Genomic DNA, 20,395 nt, shown 5'->3' on the forward strand with positions numbered 1-20,395 from the left:
TTGGGTATGGGGCCTGCATAAGTATCCGCAGGACGACTCACGAGGTCGCCCTCAAATCCAAAAATGACAACAAATCATGAGGCCAACATGCTTAAACACGCGGTCATTCCGTTTTTAGTCGGCGCAGGCTTGTTAGCCAGCGCTCCTTTCGCTTCCGCCGCGACTAACCTGGTGTTCTGCTCCGAAGGCAGCCCGGCCGGTTTTGACCCTGGTCAGTACACCACCGGAACCGACTTCGATGCCTCTGCAGAAACCATGTTCAACCGCCTGACCCAGTTTGAGCGCGGCGGTACCGCCGTGACTCCTGGCCTGGCCACCAAGTGGGACATTTCCGAAGACGGCCTGACCTACACGTTCCATCTGCGTGAAGGCGTCAAGTTCCACACCACCCCGTATTTCAAGCCGACCCGTGAATTCAATGCCGATGACGTGCTGTTCACGTTCAACCGCATGATCAACAAGGACGACCCGTTCCGTAAGGCGTACCCGACCGAATTCCCGTACTTCACCGACATGGGGATGGACAGCAACATCACCAAGATCGATAAGGTCGACGACCACACCGTCAAGTTCACCCTCAAGGATGTCGACGCCGCGTTCATCCAGAACATGGCCATGAGTTTCGCCTCGATCCAGTCCGCCGAGTACGCCGCCCAGCTGCTCAAGGACGGCAAGCCTGCCGACATCAACCAGAAGCCGATCGGCACCGGCCCGTTCGTGTTCAAGAGCTACCAGAAAGACTCCAACATCCGCTACACCGGCAACAAGGACTACTGGAAGCCTGAAGACGTGAAGATCGACAACCTGATCTTCGCCATCACCACCGACCCGTCGGTGCGTATCCAGAAGCTGAAGAAGAACGAGTGCCAGATCACCCTCTTCCCACGCCCGGCCGACCTCAAGGCCCTCAAGGACGACAAAGCGCTGAAGATGCCTGACCAGGCGGGTTTCAACCTGGGTTATGTAGCTTACAACGTGATGGAAAAAGTCAAAGGCGACGACAAGCCCAACCCGTTGGCTGACCTGCGCGTCCGTCAAGCCTTGGACATGGCTGTAAACAAGCAGCAGATCATCGACTCGGTGTACCAAGGTGCGGGACAACTGGCGGTCAACGCCATGCCTCCGACCCAATGGTCCTACGACACCACCATCAAAGATGCCCAATACGACCCTGAAAAAGCCAAGGCTCTGCTCAAGGAAGCCGGCGTCAAGGAAGGCACAGAGATCGTTCTGTGGGCGATGCCGGTTCAACGTCCGTACAACCCGAACGCCAAACTGATGGCGGAAATGCTGCAGAACGACTGGTCCAAGATCGGCCTGAAGGTCAAGATCACCAGCTATGAATGGGGCGAGTACATCAAGCGTTCCAAGGGTGGCGAGAACCAGGCCATGATCATTGGCTGGAGCGGCGACAACGGTGACCCGGACAACTGGCTCAACGTGCTGTTCGGCTGCGACTCGCTGGCCGGCAACAACTTCTCCAAATGGTGCGACAAGAAGTTCGACGGCCTCGTCAAGGAAGCCAAGCGCACCACCGACCAGGCCAAGCGCACCGAACTCTACAAACAGGCGCAACACGTCCTCAAGGACGCCGTGCCGATGACACCTATCGCTCACTCGACGGTGTATCAACCCATGCGCGCCAACGTGCAGGACTTCAAGATCAGCCCCTTTGGCTTGAACTCCTTCTACGGCGTCAGCGTCAGCAAATAATAAAGTGACCTGTGGCGAGGGAGCTTGCTCCCGCTGGGCTGCGTAGCAGCCCCTTTTTGAGCGCGATGGCGATGTACATCAACGCCATCGCGAGCAGGGCTCGCTCCACGGCGCACCGTAGCTTTATCTGCCGAGACCAAGACCTAGGAAACTGCCTACATCCAAAAGCACTGCGTACCACAGCAGTTGGTTTAGGACGTGTTGCCTTTTCCCACAAGTCTTTCAGGCGTTACGCATATACCGCCTGGCCCACGACGCATACCGTCGGCGCCGGACGATTTGCCACTCCTGCGGCAGCGCTGTTTACGCAATGGAATGAGCCCAGTGCCCCGGACCTGTCTCCGAAAGGACACCCGGTTCACTGTCAAACACCCCGAACGAGAGAGGGAGCGTCATGCGCCATACCTTGGTTTTATCCGCATTGCTGGGCACCGGCCTGCTGGCCGCTACATCCGCGGCCCAGGCCGCCGGCGGCAGCCTGGTGTTCTGTTCCGAAGGCAGCCCCGCCGGTTTCGACACCGCGCAATACACCACCGCGACCGACAACGATGCCGCTGAACCGCTGTACAACCGCCTGGCCGAATTTGAAAAAGGCGCGACCAATGTCGTGCCGGGCCTGGCGACGAGCTGGGACATTTCCGAAGACGGTCTGAAATACACCTTCCATCTGCGCGAAGGGGTGAAGTTCCACACCACCGACTACTTCACGCCGACCCGGGATTTTAATGCCGACGACGTGCTGTTCACCTTCAACCGCATGCTCGATCCGCAGCATCCGTTTCGCAAGGCCTACCCCACCGAGTTCCCGTACTTCAACGGCATGAGCCTGAACAAGAACATCGCCAAGGTCGAAGCGACAGGACCGTTGACGGTGGTCATGACGCTGAACAGCGTGGACGCCGCGTTCATCCAGAACATCGCCATGAGCTTCGCCTCGATCCTCTCGGCCGAGTACGCCGACAAGCTGCTCAAGGGCGGCAAGCCGAGCGACATCAACCAGAAGCCGATCGGCACCGGGGCTTTCGAGTTCAAGAGCTACCAGAAAGACTCCAACATCCGCTACGTCGCCAACAAGCAGTACTGGGCGCCGGAGCGGGTCAAGCTGGACAACCTGATCTTCTCGATCAACACCGATGCGTCGGTACGGGTGCAGAAGCTCAAGGCCAACGAATGCCAGATCACCCTGCATCCACGCCCGGCCGATGTGCCGGCGCTGAAGAACGATCCCAAGCTGCAACTGATCGAGAAGCCCGGTTTCAACCTTGGCTATATCGCCTATAACGTTCGCCACAAACCCTTCGACCAGGTCGAAGTGCGCCGGGCGCTGGACATGGCGGTGAACAAGCAGGGCATTCTCAACGCCGTGTACCAGGGCGCGGGGCAACTGGCGCAAAACTCCATGCCGCCAACCCAATGGTCCTACGACGACACGATCAAGGACGCTCCCTACGACCCGGAAAAAGCCAAGGAGCTGCTCAAGGCCGCCGGGGTCAAGGAAGGTACCGAAATCACCCTCTGGGCCATGCCCGTGCAACGCCCGTACAACCCCAACGCCAAGCTGATGGCCGAGATGCTCCAGTCCGACTGGGCGAAAATCGGCTTGAAGGTGAAGATCGTCACGTACGAATGGGGCGAATACATCAAGCGCACCAAGAATGGCGAGCACGACATCAACCTGATCGGCTGGACCGGCGACAACGGGGACCCGGACAACTGGATGGGCACGCTGTACAGCTGCGACGCCATTGGCGGCAACAACTACTCCCAATGGTGTGACCAGGATTACGACAAGCTGATCAAGCAGGCCAAGATCGTCACCGACCGCGAGCAGCGCACCGTGCTCTATAAACAGGCCCAGCAGTTGCTCAAGCAGCAAGTGCCGATCACGCCTATCGCCCACTCGACGGTCAATCAGCCGCTGAGTGCCAAAGTCGAAGGGTTCAAGGTCAGCCCCTTCGGTCGCAACGTCTTCTCGGGCGTCAGCCTGAACCCATAACCGTTTAGCCATGCAGCGAGGGCTTCCTTTGGAAGCCCTCCGCCAGCGTCTTGCCGTAATTCGCCGATCAGGCGCCTGGCAAACGTTTGCAAGCTGCAAATGAGTTGTAAACCAATAGCCGTATCACCGAAAAAGAACGGCATAAAAAAGAAAGAAAAAGGAGCGTTACCCATGAAACTGAGCAGCACCGCGATACTGGCCCTGGCCATCAGCAGCATCACCGCAACGGCCTATGCCGAGTCTCAAAGTCAGGCGGTCACTCCTGTGGCTCTCAAGACCACCAGCGAGCAAAGCGAAGCCAAGGGTTTCATCGAAGGCCAGTCCATCAGTGGCACCACGCGCAACTGGTACGCCAACGAGCAATTCAAGCGGGGCACAAAGCTCACCTATCGCAAGAACGGCGAAGCACGCGAGACCGACCGCCGTATCAACTGGGTTCAGGGCACCATCGTCAAATACAACTCGGGGTTCACCGAAGGCACCGTGGGTTTCAGCACCGAACTGGCCGCCTATAACGCCATCGCCCTGGACCAGGATCGCAAGGATCTGGCGTCCAACAATGGCGGAGCGCCGACCACCCGTCCGGGCGCCGGCAACAACCGTACCCTGACCCGCGAAGGCGGCGACGCCGTGGGCCAGTGGAGCAAACTGGGCCTGGCCAACCTCAAGGCACGCGTTTCCAACACCACCCTGACCGCCGGCCGCCAGAACTTCAGCAGCCCGATGGTCGATGTCATCGGCAACCGTGCGCTGCCTTCCAGCTTCCAGGGTGTGAGCCTGCACAGTGAAGAATTCGAAAACCTGGCGTTCGATATAGCCACCTTCGACCGTAACTCTCCTCGCATGGAACAAAGCCAGCGCAAGTTTCGCTCCGAGTATGGCGACAGCAGCGTCGAGACTGATCACGTCAACACCGCCGGTATCAGTTACCAGCCACTGGCCAGCCTGAAGACCAGCCTCTGGGCGACCGAGGCCGAGGACATGTGGAACCAGTACTACTTCGGTGCCACCCATGAACTGGGCGACAGCTCGGTGCTGAGCCTGACCACCGGCCTGAACTACTACAAGACCGTGGACTCGGGTAAAAGCAAGCTGGGCGAAATCGACAACGACACCTATTCCCTGTCGTTCGGCTTGACGCACCAGGCCCACAGCCTGACGTTCTCTTACCAGCAAGTGAACGGCAACGAATACTTCGACTACCTGCACGAAACCAACGGCATCTACCTGGCCAACTCCCTGTTGTCGGACTTCAACGGCCCGAACGAGAAATCCTTCCAGGTCGCCTATGGCCTGAACATGGCCGAATACGGCGTTCCGGGCCTGAAATTCAACATCTATCAGGCTCGCGGCTGGGGCATCGACGGTACGCATTACAACAGTACCGGTTACGACGTCGCCTCTATGGACGGCGAGCATCACTACGAATACGGTATCGGTGCCTCCTATGCCGTCCAGAGCGGCCCGCTGAAAGCCACCGCGGTCCGTGCGACCTATACCGCCCACCGAGCCAGCGAAAACCAGGCCGACGGCAGCCTCAACGAATTCCGCCTGGTTACCACCATCCCGTTCAACATTCTCTAACCTTTCCACCGACGGTCGACCCACAAGGTTGACCGTTCGGTTTTTTGCCGTTCAACCGATTGCAGAGGATTGACGATGAACATGAACCCCCTACGCGCCGCCATTGCCGCCGCACTGCTGAGTGTTGCCGTTGGCGCCACGGCCAAACCCCTGGTGGTTTGCACAGAAGCCAGCCCGGAAGGCTTCGACATGGTCCAGTACACGACTGCAGTCACCGCCGACGCCGTGGCCGAAACGATCTTCAACCGCCTGGCCGACTTCAAGCCCGGCACCACCGAAGTGATTCCTGCCCTGGCCGAGTCCTGGGACATCAGCGACGACGGCCTGACGTATACCTTCCACCTGCGCAAAGGCGTCAAGTTCCACACCACCGATTACTTCAAGCCGACCCGCGACATGAACGCCGACGACGTGGTCTGGAGTTTCCAGCGCCAGCTGGACCCGAATCACCCGTGGCACAAACTGTCGAGCGTGGGTTTCCCGTACTTTGAAAGCATGGGCTTCAAGGAACTGCTCAAGAACGTCGAAAAAGTCGACGAGCACACGGTCAAGTTCACCCTGACCCGCCGCGAAGCACCGTTCCTGGCCGACGTCGCCATGGCGTTCTCCTCGATCTACCCGGCCGAATACGCCGACCAGTTGCTCAAGGCAGGCAAGGCCGCCGAGCTGAACAGCAAGCCGATCGGCACCGGGCCGTTCATCTTCCAGCGCTACAACAAAGACGCCCAGGTTCGCTTCAAGGCCAATCCGGACTACTTCCGGGGCAAACCGCCGGCCGATGCGCTGGTGCTGGCGATCGCCACCGACAACAATGTGCGCATGCAGAAACTCAAGACCAACGAGTGCCAGATTGCGCTGTACCCGAAACCGGACGATATCCCCAGCATCAAGAAAGACCCGAACCTGAAGGTCACCGAGCTGGATGCGATGACCGTTTCCTACACCGCCCTGAACACCAGCCACAAATACATGAGCGACGTGCGGGTGCGCAAAGCCATCGACCTGGCCTTCGACAAGGAAGCCTACGTCAACGCGCTGTTCGGCAAGGGCAACGCCACCGCCGCGGTCAACCCTTACCCGCCGACGCTGCTGGGTTACAACCACGACCTGAAGAACCCGACCCGCGATCTCGACAAGGCGCGCCAGTTGCTCAAGGCAGCCGGCGTGCCGGAAGGCACCGTGTTTACCCTGTTCACTCGCAATGGCGGCGGCCCGACCAACCCCAACCCGATGCTCGGCGCGCAAATGATGCAGGCCGACCTGGCGAAAGTCGGGATCAAGGTCGATATCCGCGTGATGGAATGGGGCGAAATGCTCAAGCGCGCGAAAAACGGCGAGCACGACATGGTTTCCGCCGGATGGGCGGGCGATAACGGCGACCCGGATAATTTCCTGACGCCTATGCTCAGTTGCGAAGCCGCCAAGAACGGCGAAAACTACGCGCGCTGGTGCAACGAGAAATTCCAGGCGCTGCTCGACCAGGCACGCGCCACAGTGAACCCCGAGGAGCGTGCCAGGCTCTATGAGCAGGCCCAGGTGATTTTCAGCCAGGACCAGCCATGGATCAGCATGGCCCACACCCGCATGTTCACGGCAATGCGCAAGAACGTAGAGGGTTATGTAATTAGCCCGCTCACCACCAACAACTTCGCCACCACCCAGGTGAAGTAGATAAGAAAACGCCCGGCATCCCTGACCCCAGGAGTTGCCGGGCACGCCTAACCGGCTGATGAGGTACACCTGAAGATGTTTAGTTTTATTGCCCGCCGACTGGGATTACTGATTCCCACGTTCTTCGGCATCACCTTGCTGACCTTCGCGTTGATTCGCATGATCCCCGGCGACCCCGTGGAAGTGATGATGGGCGAACGTCGGGTCGATCCCGAAATGCATGCTCAGGCAATGGAACGCCTTGGCCTGAACAAACCGCTGTATGCCCAGTACCTGGACTACATCGGCAAACTGGCCCAGGGCGATCTTGGCGAATCGCTGCGTACCCGTGAAAGCGTATGGACCGAGTTCAGCTCGCTGTTTCCCGCGACCCTGGAACTGTCCCTGGCCGCGCTGTTGTTCGCCGGTATCCTCGGCCTGCTGGCTGGGGTGATCGCGGCACTCAAGCGAGGATCCCTGTTCGACCATGGCGTGATGGGCATCTCCCTGGCGGGATATTCGATGCCGATCTTCTGGTGGGGCCTGATCCTGATCATGTTCTTCTCGGTATCCCTGGGCTGGACACCGGTGTCGGGACGGATCGACCTGCTCTACGATATCGAGCCGAAAACCGGCTTCATGCTGATCGATACGCTGCTGGCCGATGAGCCGGGCGCGTTCCTCGACGCACTGCATCACTTGATCCTGCCGGCCATCGTGCTGGGCACCATTCCGCTGGCGGTGATCGCCCGCATGACCCGTTCCTCCATGCTCGAAGTGCTGCGCGAGGACTACATCCGCACCGCCAAGGCCAAGGGCCTGTCGCCATCGCGCGTGGTCTTCGTGCACGGCCTGCGCAACGCGCTGATCCCGGTGCTGACCGTGGTCGGCCTGCAAGTCGGCACGCTGCTGGCCGGCGCGGTCCTGACCGAAACGATCTTCTCCTGGCCGGGCATCGGCAAGTGGCTGATCGAAGCCATCGGCGCCCGGGACTATCCCGTGGTGCAGAACGGCATCCTGTTAATCGCCTGCCTGGTGATTCTGGTCAACTTCGTCGTGGACATCCTCTACGGCTTTGCCAACCCACGCATCCGTCACCAGCGCTGAGATCAAGACCATGAGTACTCCAACTACCGCGGTAGCAGTCGATCAAAGCCTGCTGTACCCATCCCCGTACAAAGAATTCTGGCACGCGTTTTCCCGCAACAAGGGCGCCGTCGCCGGGCTGATGTTCATGATCCTGATTGTGTTCTGTGCACTCTTCGCCCCATGGGTCGCGCCGCACGACCCGAGCGAGCAATACCGCGACTTCCTGCTGACGCCGCCGGCGTGGCTCGAAGGTGGGCAGATGCAGTTCCTGCTGGGCACCGACGAACTGGGCCGTGATTTGCTCTCGCGCCTGATCCAGGGTTCGCGGCTGTCGCTGCTGATCGGTTTGTCGTCGGTGGTGATGTCGCTGATCCCGGGCATCCTGCTGGGGCTGTTCGCCGGGTTCTTCCCGCGCATCCTCGGCCCGACCATCATGCGCCTGATGGACATCATGCTCGCCCTGCCCTCGCTGCTGCTGGCCGTGGCGATCGTCGCCATCCTCGGCCCTGGCCTGATCAACACCGTGATCGCCATCGCCATCGTCTCGCTGCCTTCCTACGTGCGCCTGACCCGCGCCGCCGTGATGGGTGAGCTGAACCGCGACTACGTGACCGCCGCCCGCCTGGCCGGTGCCGGCCTGCCGCGCCTGATGTTCATCACCGTGCTGCCCAACTGCATGGCACCGCTGATCGTCCAGGCGACCCTGAGTTTCTCCTCGGCGATCCTCGACGCCGCCGCCCTGGGCTTCCTCGGCCTTGGCGTGCAGCCCCCAACCCCTGAGTGGGGCACCATGCTGGCCTCGGCCCGCGACTACATCGAACGCGCCTGGTGGGTCGTGAGCCTGCCCGGCCTGACCATTTTGCTCAGCGTGCTGGCAATCAACCTGATGGGCGACGGTCTGCGCGATGCGCTGGACCCGAAACTCAAGAATGCCGCCTGAGGAGATTCCCATGTCATTGCTAGAAATCAAGAATCTCAACGTCCGCTTCGGCGACGCCACCGCCGTGCCGGTGGTCGACGGCCTGGACCTGAGCGTGGATAAAGGCGAGGTCCTGGCGATCGTCGGCGAATCCGGCTCGGGTAAATCCGTGACCATGATGGCGCTGATGGGCCTGATCGAGCACCCCGGTATCGTCACCGCCGACGCGCTGAACTTCGACGGCAAGAACATGCTCAAGCTGAGCAACCGCCAGCGCCGGCAGATCGTCGGCAAGGACCTGGCGATGGTTTTCCAGGATCCGATGACCGCGCTCAACCCCAGCTACACCGTGGGTTTCCAGATCGAAGAAGTGCTGCGCCTGCACCTGAAGATGTCCGGCAAGGCCGCCCGCAAGCGCGCCATCGAACTACTGGAAAAAGTCGAGATCCCGGGCGCCGCCAGCCGCATGGACGCTTACCCGCATCAACTGTCCGGCGGCATGAGCCAGCGCGTGGCGATTGCCATGGCGATTGCCGGCGAGCCGAAACTGCTGATCGCCGACGAACCGACCACTGCTCTGGACGTGACCATCCAGGCGCAGATCATGGATCTGCTGCTGGCCCTGCAGAAAGAGCAGGACATGGGCCTGGTGCTGATCACCCACGACCTCGCCGTCGTGGCTGAAACCGCCCAGCGCGTGTGCGTGATGTACGCCGGCCAGGCCGTGGAAGTGGGCAAGGTGCCGCAGCTGTTCGACATCCCGGCCCACCCGTACAGCGAAGCACTGCTGGCGGCGATTCCGGAGCACAGCATGGGCGCCGAGCGCCTGGCGACCTTGCCGGGCATCGTCCCCGGTCGCTACGACCGCCCACAAGGCTGCCTGCTGTCGCCGCGCTGCCCGTACGTGCGCGACAACTGCCGCCAGGAGCGCCCTGCGCTCGATCCGAAATCCAACAGCCTCGCCCGCTGCTTCTATCCGTTGAACCAGGAGGTGGCGTGATGGCCGTCGTACTTACCGCCCGTGACCTGACCCGTCATTACGAAGTGTCCCGTGGCATGTTCAAGGGCCATGCGACCGTGCGCGCCCTCAACGGTGTGTCGTTTGAACTGGAAGCCGGCAAGACCCTGGCCGTGGTGGGTGAATCCGGTTGCGGCAAATCCACCCTCGCCCGGGCCCTGACGCTGATCGAAGAGCCGTCCGCCGGTTCCTTGAAAATCGCCGGCCAGGAAGTGGCCGGCGCCAACAAGGCCGAGCGCAAGCAACTGCGCAAAGACGTGCAGATGGTCTTCCAGAGTCCTTATGCGTCCCTCAACCCGCGGCAGAAAATCGGTGATCAACTGGCCGAGCCGTTGCTGATCAACACCAACCTTTCGGCCACCGAGCGTCGCGACAAAGTCCAGGCGATGATGAAGCAGGTGGGCCTGCGCCCCGAGCATTACCAGCGCTATCCGCATATGTTCTCCGGCGGCCAGCGCCAGCGCATCGCCCTGGCCCGCGCCATGATGCTGCAACCCAAGGTGCTGGTGGCGGACGAACCAACCTCGGCGCTGGACGTGTCGATCCAGGCGCAGGTGCTGAACCTGTTCATGGACCTGCAACAGGAATTCAACACCGCCTACGTGTTCATCTCCCACAACCTGGCGGTGGTGCAGCATGTCGCCGACGACGTGATGGTGATGTACCTCGGCCGCCCGGTGGAAATGGGCCCCAACGAATCCATCTACAGCCGCCCTCTGCACCCCTACACCCAGGCGCTGCTGTCGGCCACGCCGACCATCCATCCGGACCCGAACAAGCCGAAGATCAAGATCGTCGGCGAACTGCCCAACCCGCTCAACCCACCGTCCGGCTGCGCCTTCCACAAGCGCTGCCCGTACGCGACCGAGCGTTGCAAAACCGAAGAGCCGGCGCTGCGGCCGCTCGATAACCGTTTGGTGGCGTGTCACTACGCGGAGCGGTTCCTCGACGGCGCGGCGTAAGGCTAAAGGACAGCAAAGCACTTAAGGCAAAAAAGCCTTTGTGGCGAGGGAGCTTGCTCCCGCTGGGCCGGTCCGACGCTTCGGGCGTAGCAGGCCCAAAAAGAGGGTCCGCTTTGCGGCCCAGCGGGAGCAAGCTCCCTCGCCACAGGAAATAAAAAACCCTCCAGACCGACTCGGGCTGGAGGGTTTTTTATGCAGGGCATCTACGTCTGGCTGTCGCCCTCTTCATCCTCATCGTCATCCGGCGGATCAACTGGCGAATTATCATCATCCTCGCCATCGTCCGGATCGCCTGCGTCCGCATCGGTCGCGGCAAGCATGAACTCGCCTTGAACCACCGAGCCACTCGACGCGTGCTTCTCGTGCTCATCGCATTCGGCCCACGCAGCGGTGGAACCGAGGGACAGCATCACCAACACCTTTAGAAAAAACATCATGCGCAGCAGCTTATTCATAGCCAATTCCTTCTTTACCGGAGAAAGCCGGGGCCGACGGTGCTCAGGAAATATTGTTCCGAACAGACCGGTTCATCAGATAGGACGCCACGCAACAGCCAGAAATGCCGCTCTTCTAAAGATTGGTTTCGAATAAGGTCTATTCCCAAACCCACTAACATCACAGCATCCAGGCAAGCTGACCCACCGCCATCGCGAGCAAGCTCGCACAGGGATTATGGGGTGGCCGGCGGATCGGAAGACTAGCGCGGGACTAATGTGGGAGCGAGCTTGCTCGCGATGACGGCGGCACATCCAAAATGGATATGGCTGACACTCCGCTTTCGCGAGCAGGCTCGCTCCCACAGGTTTTCGGTTTAGACGCCTGGGGCTTAGTGATGCTCACGCGTCGCGCGGAATTTCACATCTGGCCAGCGCTCTTCCATCAGCGCCAGGTTGACCCGTGTTGGCGCCAGGTAGGTCAAATGCCCGCCGCCGTCCAGCGCGAGGTTTTCCACGGCCTTGTTGGAAAATTCCTCGAGTTTTTTCTTGTCGTCGCATTCAATCCAGCGGGCGGAATACACGGTGATCGGCTCGTAGGAGCACTCGACCTTGTATTCCTCTTTCAGGCGACTGGCGACGACGTCGAACTGCAGCACACCGACGGCGCCGAGGATGATGTCGTTGCTGCGCTCCGGGAAGAACACCTGGGTGGCGCCCTCTTCGGCCAACTGCTGGAGGCCCTGGCGCAGTTGCTTGGACTTGAGCGGATCCTTCAGCCGTACGCGGCGGAAAAGTTCCGGGGCGAAATGCGGGATGCCCGTAAAACCCAGGGCTTCGCCTTCGGTGAAGGTGTCGCCGATCTGGATGGTGCCGTGGTTGTGCAACCCGATGATGTCACCGGCGAAGGCCTCTTCCAGTTGCTCGCGTTCCGAGGAGAAGAAGGTCAGGGCGTCGCCGATGCGCACGTCCTTGCCGGTGCGCACGTGGCGCATCTTCATGCCTTTTTCGTATTTGCCGGAGCAGATGCGCATGAAGGCGATGCGGTCGCGGTGCTTGGGGTCCATGTTCGCCTGGATCTTGAACACGAAGCCTGCGAATTTCTCTTCCACCGGCTCCACGGTGCGCTCGTTGGCAACGCGTGGCAGCGGGCGCGGGGCCCAATCGACGACGGCGTCGAGCACATGGTCGACGCCGAAGTTGCCCAGGGCGGTCCCGAAGAACACCGGGGTCAGTTGGCCGTCGAGAAATTCCTGCTGGTTGAATTCATGGCAGGCGCCCTGCACCAGTTCCAGTTGCTCGACAAAGCGCTCGTACTCGTCGCCCAGGTGCGCGCGGGCCTCGTCGGAGTCGAGCTTCTCGATGATCTTGGTTTCGGTACGTTCATGACCGTGGCCGGCGGTGTAGACGATGATGTAGTCGTCGGCCAGGTGGTAGACGCCCTTGAAGTCGCGGTAGCAACCGATCGGCCAGGTGATCGGCGCGGCCTTGATCTTCAGGACCGCTTCGATTTCGTCGAGCAGTTCGATCGGGTCGCGAATGTCGCGGTCGAGCTTGTTGATGAAGCTGACGATCGGCGTGTCCCGCAGACGGCAGACGTCCATCAGCGCGATGGTCCGTGGCTCGACGCCTTTACCGCCGTCGAGGACCATCAAGGCCGAGTCCACCGCGGTCAGCGTGCGGTAGGTGTCTTCGGAGAAGTCTTCGTGGCCCGGGGTGTCGAGCAGGTTGATCATGTGGTCGCGATACGGGAACTGCATGACCGAGGTGGTAATGGAAATACCCCGCTGCTTTTCCATCTCCATCCAGTCGGAGGTGGCATGACGGTCGGACTTGCGGGATTTCACCGTGCCGGCCACCGCAATCGCCTTGCCCATCAGCAAGAGCTTTTCGGTGATGGTGGTCTTACCGGCATCGGGGTGGGAAATAATTGCGAAAGTGCGGCGTTTCGCGACTTCGGCGGCCTGTTTGGTCATGGGAAATCGCCTGGCAGGTGATTCAAAAAAGGGCGGCGATTATAGCTCAACTTGTGCCAGGAACCGAACCGTTGAGCACATCAAGGGTGGCCAGATGCTGCCGCACATGGGAACCTTTTGCCGCGTGGAGGCGTCCACCACCCTGATACGAGCAACCGTCAGGGTCTGAAAAATCAGCAAGTTAGCCTGACGAGGCTGCGCTCATGGCTCGCTTCGACAGCCGTTTTGACGGCATCGAAAAGAGCTGCTTCTCGCGAACGTTTTCCCGGCAACCAATGAAGGTCCGCCGCCCGGGAAAGCGTGCGCCGACTAAAAAGACAAAGGAGTCCGCCTGTGGCTATCCGCTATGGCAAAGGGCTTATCGGGGGGGCGGTCGTCGTCGCCCTCCTGGCCCTGTTGGTCCACTGGATCGGCATCGATACGATCCATCGTTACCGCGACGACCTGCTGTTCTACCTGCAAGCGCACCTGATGCTGGTATTGGCTTCCATGTTGGCGGCCCTGATCGTCGGCATTCCCGCCGGTATCGCCCTCAGCCGCCCCGGCATGGTCGGGCGCGCCGAACGCTTCATGCAAGTGTTCAACATCGGCAATACCGTGCCGCCCCTGGCCGTGCTGGCCATTGCCCTGGGCATCCTCGGCATCGGCAGCGGGCCGGCAATCTTCGCCCTGTTCCTCGCCTCGCTGTTGCCTATTGTGCGCAACACCTATGAAGGCTTGAAAAATGTCCAGGGCTCGCTCAAGGAGGCTGCCGTCGGCATCGGCATGACCCCGCGCCAGGTGTTGTGGAAAGTCGAACTGCCCAACGCCGTGCCGATCATCGTCGGTGGCGTGCGCGTGGCCTTGGCGATCAACGTCGGCACCGCACCGCTGGCGTTCCTGATCGGCGCCAACAGCCTTGGCAGCCTGATCTTCCCCGGCATTGCCTTGAATAATCAGCCGCAATTGCTGCTCGGCGCGGCCTGCACCGCCTTGCTGGCATTGCTGCTCGACGGCCTGGTGACACTGGCCAGCCGCCTCTGGCTGGAACGCGGTCTGCGACCGTCCTGAGCCTGGCTGATAAAGGAATCGTTATGAAGAAGTTGAGCTTGATCCTGGGCTGCCTGCTGCTGTTCGCGGGATTCGCCCAAGCCGCTGAAAAACCGCTGATCCGCCTCGGTGCCCGGGTGTTCACCGAGCAGACCCTGCTGGCCGAGATCACCGCGCAATACCTGCGCGACAAGGGCTACGACGCTCAGGTCACTGGCGGGCTGGGCAGCAACCTGGCCCGCAGCGCCCATGAAACCGGGCAACTGGATTTACTCTGGGAATACACCGGCGTGTCGCTGGTTTCCTACAACCATGTCACGGAAAAACTCGACAGCGCCCAGTCCTACGCCCGGGTGAAAGAACTCGACGCGAAAAAAGGCCTGGTCTGGCTCGCGCCGTCGAAATTCAGCAACACCTACGCGTTGGCCCTGCCGGAGAAAGTCGCGAAGAAGTACCCGCAGATCAATTCCATCAGCCAATTGAATACGGTGCTGCAGGCCGAGGCCGAGGAAAATCACCTGGTCGCGCTGGATACCGAGTTCGCCAACCGTTCCGACGGCCTGGCCGGCATGGTCGAGCGCTACGGCATGAACCTGACCCGCAAGAATATCCGGCAGATGGACGCCGGCCTGGTCTACACCGCCCTGCGCAACAGCCAGGTGTTCGCCGGACTGGTGTACACCACCGACGGCCGACTGAACGCGTTCAAGCTGAAGCTGCTGGAAGACGACAAGCATTACTTCCCTGACTACACCGCCGCGCCGGTGGTGCGCCAGGCCTTCCTCGACGCCCATCCGCAACTGGCCGCGCAGCTCAAGCCACTGGCCGAATTGTTCGACGACGAAACCATGCGTCAGCTCAACGCCCGCGTGGACGTCGATCATGAAAGCCCTTCCGCCGTTGCCGCCGATTTCCTGCGCCAGCATTCCCTGCTCTCAACCCAATGACCTGGAGGAAAAGCCATGGATTTTCTTGACGCCTTTTCCCATCTGGACTGGCCGCTGGTGCTGCATCTGACCTGGCAGCACATCACCCTGGTGGGCATCGCCGTGACCCTGGCGATAATCGTCGGCGTGCCGCTGGGCATTTTCATGACCCGCTTCCCGGCGCTCGCCGGCCCGTTGCAAGCCAGCGCCACGGTACTGCTGACCATTCCGTCGATTGCCCTGTTCGGCCTGCTGCTGCCGTTCTATTCCAAGTTCGGCCAGGGCCTCGGTCCGATGCCGGCGATCACCGCGGTGTTCCTTTATTCGCTGCTGCCGATCATGCGCAACACCTACCTGGCCTTGACCGGCGTCGAACCGGGCATTCGTGAAGCCGCCCGCGGCATCGGCATGACCTTCGGCCAGCGTCTGCGCATGGTCGAGCTGCCGATTGCCGTGCCGGTGATCCTCGCCGGCGTACGCACCGCCGTGGTCATGAACATCGGCGTCATGACCATCGCCGCCACCATCGGCGCCGGTGGCCTGGGCGTGCTCATCCTCGCTTCCATCAGCCGCAGCGACATGTCGATGCTGATCGTCGGCGCCGTGCTGGTCAGCCTCCTGGCCATCTTCGCCGACCTGCTTCTGCAATGGCTGCAACGCTCGCTGACCCCGAAAGGACTATTAAAATGATCGAACTTCAAAACCTCAGCAAAACCTTCAAGAGCAACGGCAAGGATGTGAAAGCCGTGGACTCGGTGAACCTGACCGTCAACGAAGGCGAGATCTGCGTGTTCCTCGGGCCGTCGGGCTGTGGCAAAAGCACCACGCTGAAGATGATTAACCGCTTGATCCCGCCGACCTCGGGCAAAGTATTGATCAACGGCGAAGACACCACCGGCCTCGACGAGGTGACCCTGCGCCGCAACATCGGCTATGTGATCCAGCAGATCGGCCTGTTCCCGAACATGACCATCGAGGAGAACATTACCGTGGTGCCGCGCCTGCTCGGCTGGGACAAGCAGAAATGCCACGACCGCGCCCGCGAGTTGATGAGCATGATCAAGCTCGAACCCAAGCAGTACCTGCATCGCTACCCGCGTGAACTGTCGGGCGGCCAGCAGCAGCGGATCGGCGTGATCCGCGCCCTGGCCGCCGATGCGCCGTTGCTGCTGATGGACGAACCTTTCGGCGCGGTCGACCCGATCAACCGCGAGATGATCCAGAACGAGTTCTTCGAAATGCAACGGGCGTTGAACAAAACCGTGATCATGGTCAGCCACGACATCGACGAAGCCATCAAGCTGGGCGACAAGATCGCGATCTTCCGCGCCGGCAAACTGGTCCAGTGCGATCACCCGGACACGCTCCTCGCCCACCCGGCCGACGAGTTCGTCAGCAACTTCGTCGGCCAGGACAGCACGCTCAAGCGCCTGTTGCTGGTCAAGGCCGAAGACGCCGCCGACAACGCCCCGTCGGTCAGCCCTGAGACGCCGGTCGCCGAGGCGCTGGAATTGATGGACGAACACGACCGTCGCTACGTGGTGGTCACCTGCGCCGAGAACAAGGCGCTGGGGTATGTGCGCCGTCGCGACCTGTACCGCCAGACCGGCACTTGCGGGCAGTTCCTGCGGGAATTCAACGCCACCGCGGCCTACGACGAACATCTGCGGATCCTGTTGTCGCGCATGTATGAGTTCAACCGTTCGTGGCTGCCGGTGATGGATGCCGAGCGGGTCTTTCTTGGGGAAGTGACCCAGGAATCGATTGCCGAATACCTGAGCTCCGGCAAGTCCCGTGGCGGCAAGACCAGTATCGTCTCGCCGGCCGAGACCGCGTCTACCTGACCATCGGTGAAGCACAATTCCTTTGTAGTGAGGGGGCAATTTGTGGCGAGGGGATTTATCCCCGTTGGGCTGCGAAGCAGACCCAGACTCTGGCACCACGCTTATTCAGATAGGGCGAATCAACCGGATGGGGCTGCTACGCAGCCCAGCGGGGATAAATCCCCTCGCCACAAAATCAAAAGGCACATTGCGCAAGGTTGAAAACCGATCCGAGGGAACATCAACCTGTCACACCGGTCGGTTACATCATGAGCTGTCGCGCACCGCACGACGGAGACGTGCAGAAACGCGACATTTTTAGTTGATCTCAGGCCCCTCACGCCCTAAAGTTCGCGCCGAACGTCCATGCTGGAAACGATCCATCCGGCTCAAGTACTGACGACGAGACAGCAAGGCCAAGGGCATCAAGCATCCCGTGGCCTTTTTGCTTTCGGCGACATGCCTTGGGAAGTAGGCGAACCAAAGTGGGGATACGGAGGACGTTCGCGAGGGCTGCTGCCCTCAAACCCATTGATCCTGATGTTTGCCAGTAGGAGTCCCAAGTATGTCGATCCAGGTCGAAGATTATTTCGCGCGCGAAACCTTTCAGAAAATGAAGGCGTTCGCCGACAAGCAGGAAACCCCGTTCGTGGTGATCGACACCGCGATGATCGCCAAGGCCTATGACGACCTGCGCGCCGGTTTCGAATTCGCCAAGGTCTACTACGCCGTCAAGGCCAACCCGGCGGTGGAAATCATCGACCTGCTCAAGGATAAAGGCTCGAACTTCGACATCGCCTCGATCTATGAGTTGGACAAGGTGATGAGCCGTGGCGTCGGCCCGGACCAGATCAGCTACGGCAACACCATCAAGAAATCCAAGGACATCCGCTACTTCTACGAGAAGGGCGTGCGCCTCTACGCCACTGACTCCGAAGCTGACCTGCGCAACATCGCCAAGGCCGCGCCGGGTTCGAAAGTCTATGTGCGCATCCTCACCGAAGGCTCGACCACGGCTGACTGGCCACTGTCGCGCAAGTTCGGCTGCCAGACCGACATGGCCATGGACCTGCTGATCCTCGCCCGCGACCTGGGCCTGGTGCCGTACGGCATCTCGTTCCACGTCGGCTCGCAACAGCGCGACATCAGCGTCTGGGACGCGGCCATCGCCAAGGTCAAGGTGATCTTCGAACGTCTGAAAGAAGAAGACGGCATCGTCTTGAAGCTGATCAACATGGGCGGTGGCTTCCCGGCCAACTACATCACCCGCACCAACAGCCTGGAAACCTACGCCGAGGAAATCATCCGCTTCCTCAAGGAAGACTTCGGCGACGAACTGCCGGAAATCATCCTCGAGCCGGGCCGTTCGTTGATCGCCAACGCCGGCATCCTGGTCAGCGAAGTGGTGCTGGTGGCCCGCAAGTCGCGTACCGCCGTCGAGCGTTGGGTGTACACCGACGTGGGCAAATTCTCCGGCCTGATCGAAACCATGGACGAAGCCATCAAGTTTCCGATCTGGACCGAGAAAAAAGGCGAGATGGAAGAAGTGGTCATCGCCGGCCCGACCTGCGACAGCGCCGACATCATGTACGAAAACTACAAATACGGTTTGCCGCTGAACCTGGCGATTGGCGACCGCTTGTACTGGCTGTCGACCGGTGCCTACACCACCAGCTACAGCGCTGTGGAGTTCAATGGCTTTCCGCCGCTGAAATCCTTCTACGTCTAAACCCGTTTGCCTCAGCCAAAAGCCCGTGACTTGCTCACGGGCTTTTTTGCATCTGCTGGATTCGCGCCTGATAGGCCTCGATCAGTGGAGACAACGCAGTCAGCCGCGCCTGCTGCAAGGTTTGTACGGCGACACGAAGAAAATTCAGATTCCCTCCGGCCAACGCCCGGCGCAACCATGCCAAGCCCTCTTCGATCCGCGCATCGGCAATCAATACACAGCCATGGCTGAACTGGCCCCGAAAATCCCCCGCTTCGGCCGAACGTCGATACCACTGCGCCGCCGCTACCGGGTCCGCCGGGCAGAAACGCCCCTCTTCCAGATAACGCCCCAGCAGATTCATCGACTTGGCGTGGCCCAACTTCGCCGCGCGACGATAAAGGGTCAGCGCCTGCGGCTGATTTTCCGCAACGCCGCGCCCGGTCGCCAGCAGGTTGGCCAGGTTGTACATCGCCCAACCCAGTCCTGCCTCGGCGGCCTGGCGATAATGTCCGGCCGCGACCGAAGGATCGGCGACACAACCCCAGCCATGCTCATGGCATCGCCCCAGCATGTTGCGCGCCATCAGGTGCCCGCGTCGGGCGGCGATTTCGAACCAGCGCCGGGCCAGGGTTTTATCCTGTTCGATACCATGTCCGTCCAACAGAATCTGCCCGAGCAGCGCCTGGGCCTCAAGCAGCCCTTCGCCCGCGGCGATCAGAATCGCCTGGGCCGCCCGCGCCGGGCTGTCCTCGAGCATGGCCTTGAGGGCCTCGCCGTCGAGCACTTCCTCGCGGCGCAGACGAAAATCCGTCACTTACACTTCGACCCAGCGACGCAACAGGTTGTGGTAGGTGCCGGTCAGGCGAATCAACGACGGATGCTCGGGCACGTCCCGGGTCAGTTCCTGGATCGCACCGTCCATCTCGAACAGCAGCGCGCGCTGGCTGTCTTCGCGCACCAGGCTCTGGGTCCAGAAGAACGACGCGTAGCGTGTGCCACGGGTAACCGCGTTGACCTTGTGCAGGCTGGTGCCCGGATACAACACCATGTCCCCGGCCGGCAACTTGACCCGCTGGGTGCCGTAGGTGTCCTGGATCTCCAGCTCGCCGCCGTCATAGTCCTCCGGGTCGCTGAAGAACAGCGTGGCCGACAGGTCGGTGCGCACCCGCTCGGCACTGCCCTTGGGCTGGCGCACGGCATTGTCGACATGGAAATCGAAACTGCCGCCGGCGGTGTAGCAATTCACCAGCGGCGGGAAGACTTTGTGCGGAAGCGCCGCCGACATGAACAAGGGATTTTTCCACAGCCGTTCCAGCATGGCCGCACCGATCTCCTTGGCCAGGGGATGCCCCTCGGGCAGTTGCAGGTTGTGCTTGGCCTTGGCCGATTGATAACCGGCCGTGACCTTGCCATCTGCCCATTCGGCCTGCTCCAGGGCCTCACGGATACGCTGCACTTCTTCAGGAGAAAACACACCGGGAATGTGCAGCAACATAGCTTTCAGGACCTGTGGATAACGCGGGGCGCCAATGGTAGTGATTCTTATTGACTGTGCACAACCCCCG

General features: G+C 60.9%; 17 protein-coding genes. 13 read left to right on the top strand and 4 right to left on the bottom strand.

What is annotated here, in order from left to right; translation table 11 throughout:
• Positions 1 to 87 precede the first annotated feature (87 nt).
• From PSH78_RS22370 to PSH78_RS22405, 8 genes are all read left to right on the top strand, one after another.
• A complete protein-coding gene (locus PSH78_RS22370; RefSeq protein WP_305496844.1) occupies positions 88 to 1,713 on the top strand; it encodes an ABC transporter substrate-binding protein in 1,626 nt (541 codons plus the stop codon).
• A gap of 394 nt (positions 1,714 to 2,107) precedes the next feature.
• The gene (locus PSH78_RS22375; protein ID WP_305496846.1) at positions 2,108 to 3,709 is read left to right on the top strand and encodes an ABC transporter substrate-binding protein; all 1,602 of its coding nucleotides are present in this window, start codon (positions 2,108 to 2,110) and stop codon (positions 3,707 to 3,709) included.
• A 171-nt stretch (positions 3,710 to 3,880) separates the two neighbouring features.
• A complete protein-coding gene (locus PSH78_RS22380) occupies positions 3,881 to 5,293 on the top strand; it encodes an OprD family porin (RefSeq protein ID WP_305496848.1) in 1,413 nt (470 codons plus the stop codon).
• 75 nt (positions 5,294 to 5,368) lie between these two features.
• Positions 5,369 to 6,964 carry an ABC transporter substrate-binding protein gene (locus PSH78_RS22385; protein ID WP_305496850.1) on the top strand — a complete coding sequence of 532 codons (1,596 nt, stop codon included), beginning with the start codon at positions 5,369 to 5,371 and terminating at the stop codon, positions 6,962 to 6,964.
• A gap of 75 nt (positions 6,965 to 7,039) precedes the next feature.
• A complete protein-coding gene (locus PSH78_RS22390) occupies positions 7,040 to 8,050 on the top strand; it encodes an ABC transporter permease subunit (protein WP_305496852.1) in 1,011 nt (336 codons plus the stop codon).
• A 10-nt stretch (positions 8,051 to 8,060) separates the two neighbouring features.
• Positions 8,061 to 8,972, top strand: a complete 912-nt coding sequence (locus PSH78_RS22395; RefSeq protein WP_305496854.1) for an ABC transporter permease subunit — start codon at positions 8,061 to 8,063, stop codon at positions 8,970 to 8,972.
• Positions 8,973 to 8,982: 10 nt separating this feature from the next.
• Complete coding sequence (locus PSH78_RS22400; RefSeq protein ID WP_305496856.1) at positions 8,983 to 9,951, top strand: ABC transporter ATP-binding protein; 969 nt, start codon at positions 8,983 to 8,985, stop codon at positions 9,949 to 9,951.
• The gene (locus tag PSH78_RS22405; RefSeq protein ID WP_305496858.1) at positions 9,951 to 10,931 is read left to right on the top strand and encodes a peptide ABC transporter ATP-binding protein; all 981 of its coding nucleotides are present in this window, start codon (positions 9,951 to 9,953) and stop codon (positions 10,929 to 10,931) included. The genes PSH78_RS22400 and PSH78_RS22405 overlap by 1 nt, the downstream gene beginning before the upstream one ends.
• A 203-nt stretch (positions 10,932 to 11,134) precedes the next feature.
• On the opposite strand, the gene PSH78_RS22410 is transcribed toward PSH78_RS22405, so the two are convergent.
• Positions 11,135 to 11,386, bottom strand: coding sequence for a hypothetical protein (locus PSH78_RS22410; protein ID WP_305496860.1), 252 nt, complete (start codon positions 11,384 to 11,386; stop codon positions 11,135 to 11,137).
• A 371-nt stretch (positions 11,387 to 11,757) separates the two neighbouring features.
• Positions 11,758 to 13,341 (bottom strand): peptide chain release factor 3, encoded by a 1,584-nt coding sequence (locus tag PSH78_RS22415; protein ID WP_305496861.1) that lies wholly within the window; start codon positions 13,339 to 13,341, stop codon positions 11,758 to 11,760.
• A 333-nt stretch (positions 13,342 to 13,674) separates the two neighbouring features.
• Here PSH78_RS22415 and PSH78_RS22420 point away from each other — a divergent pair, with 333 nt between their 5' ends.
• The 5 genes from PSH78_RS22420 to PSH78_RS22440 all read left to right on the top strand — a co-directional run bounded on the left by PSH78_RS22420 (position 13,675) and on the right by PSH78_RS22440 (position 18,848).
• On the top strand, positions 13,675 to 14,391 hold the full coding sequence (locus tag PSH78_RS22420; protein ID WP_186612146.1) for an ABC transporter permease: 717 nt from the start codon (positions 13,675 to 13,677) through the stop codon (positions 14,389 to 14,391).
• A 23-nt stretch (positions 14,392 to 14,414) separates the two neighbouring features.
• The gene (locus PSH78_RS22425) at positions 14,415 to 15,317 is read left to right on the top strand and encodes a glycine betaine ABC transporter substrate-binding protein (protein ID WP_305496865.1); all 903 of its coding nucleotides are present in this window, start codon (positions 14,415 to 14,417) and stop codon (positions 15,315 to 15,317) included.
• 15 nt (positions 15,318 to 15,332) lie between these two features.
• Positions 15,333 to 15,986 carry an ABC transporter permease gene (locus tag PSH78_RS22430; protein ID WP_305496867.1) on the top strand — a complete coding sequence of 218 codons (654 nt, stop codon included), beginning with the start codon at positions 15,333 to 15,335 and terminating at the stop codon, positions 15,984 to 15,986.
• Positions 15,983 to 17,140, top strand: a complete 1,158-nt coding sequence (locus tag PSH78_RS22435; protein ID WP_305496869.1) for a betaine/proline/choline family ABC transporter ATP-binding protein — start codon at positions 15,983 to 15,985, stop codon at positions 17,138 to 17,140. The genes PSH78_RS22430 and PSH78_RS22435 overlap by 4 nt, the downstream gene beginning before the upstream one ends.
• Positions 17,141 to 17,684: 544 nt before the next feature.
• Positions 17,685 to 18,848 carry a type III PLP-dependent enzyme gene (locus PSH78_RS22440; RefSeq protein WP_305496871.1) on the top strand — a complete coding sequence of 388 codons (1,164 nt, stop codon included), beginning with the start codon at positions 17,685 to 17,687 and terminating at the stop codon, positions 18,846 to 18,848.
• 34 nt (positions 18,849 to 18,882) lie between these two features.
• On the opposite strand, the gene PSH78_RS22445 is transcribed toward PSH78_RS22440, so the two are convergent.
• Together PSH78_RS22445 and PSH78_RS22450 are read right to left on the bottom strand one after the other, a co-directional pair.
• Positions 18,883 to 19,644 carry a tetratricopeptide repeat protein gene (locus tag PSH78_RS22445; RefSeq protein WP_305496873.1) on the bottom strand — a complete coding sequence of 254 codons (762 nt, stop codon included), beginning with the start codon at positions 19,642 to 19,644 and terminating at the stop codon, positions 18,883 to 18,885.
• Complete coding sequence (locus PSH78_RS22450; protein ID WP_305496874.1) at positions 19,645 to 20,325, bottom strand: Fe2+-dependent dioxygenase; 681 nt, start codon at positions 20,323 to 20,325, stop codon at positions 19,645 to 19,647.
• Positions 20,326 to 20,395: the final 70 nt, after the last annotated feature.

The sequence above is a fragment of the Pseudomonas sp. FP198 genome, assembly GCF_030687895.1.
Classification (GTDB): domain Bacteria; phylum Pseudomonadota; class Gammaproteobacteria; order Pseudomonadales; family Pseudomonadaceae; genus Aquipseudomonas.

Coding starts and splice junctions, on each gene's coding strand:
- PSH78_RS22370 (WP_305496844.1), top strand. CDS start 88: ATGCTTAAACACGCGGTCATTCCGTTTTTAGTCGGCGCAGGCTTGTTA.
- PSH78_RS22375 (WP_305496846.1), top strand. CDS start 2,108: ATGCGCCATACCTTGGTTTTATCCGCATTGCTGGGCACCGGCCTGCTG.
- PSH78_RS22380 (WP_305496848.1), top strand. CDS start 3,881: ATGAAACTGAGCAGCACCGCGATACTGGCCCTGGCCATCAGCAGCATC.
- PSH78_RS22385 (WP_305496850.1), top strand. CDS start 5,369: ATGAACATGAACCCCCTACGCGCCGCCATTGCCGCCGCACTGCTGAGT.
- PSH78_RS22390 (WP_305496852.1), top strand. CDS start 7,040: ATGTTTAGTTTTATTGCCCGCCGACTGGGATTACTGATTCCCACGTTC.
- PSH78_RS22395 (WP_305496854.1), top strand. CDS start 8,061: ATGAGTACTCCAACTACCGCGGTAGCAGTCGATCAAAGCCTGCTGTAC.
- PSH78_RS22400 (WP_305496856.1), top strand. CDS start 8,983: ATGTCATTGCTAGAAATCAAGAATCTCAACGTCCGCTTCGGCGACGCC.
- PSH78_RS22405 (WP_305496858.1), top strand. CDS start 9,951: ATGGCCGTCGTACTTACCGCCCGTGACCTGACCCGTCATTACGAAGTG.
- PSH78_RS22410 (WP_305496860.1), bottom strand. CDS start 11,386: ATGAATAAGCTGCTGCGCATGATGTTTTTTCTAAAGGTGTTGGTGATG.
- PSH78_RS22415 (WP_305496861.1), bottom strand. CDS start 13,341: ATGACCAAACAGGCCGCCGAAGTCGCGAAACGCCGCACTTTCGCAATT.
- PSH78_RS22425 (WP_305496865.1), top strand. CDS start 14,415: ATGAAGAAGTTGAGCTTGATCCTGGGCTGCCTGCTGCTGTTCGCGGGA.
- PSH78_RS22430 (WP_305496867.1), top strand. CDS start 15,333: ATGGATTTTCTTGACGCCTTTTCCCATCTGGACTGGCCGCTGGTGCTG.
- PSH78_RS22435 (WP_305496869.1), top strand. CDS start 15,983: ATGATCGAACTTCAAAACCTCAGCAAAACCTTCAAGAGCAACGGCAAG.
- PSH78_RS22440 (WP_305496871.1), top strand. CDS start 17,685: ATGTCGATCCAGGTCGAAGATTATTTCGCGCGCGAAACCTTTCAGAAA.
- PSH78_RS22450 (WP_305496874.1), bottom strand. CDS start 20,325: ATGTTGCTGCACATTCCCGGTGTGTTTTCTCCTGAAGAAGTGCAGCGT.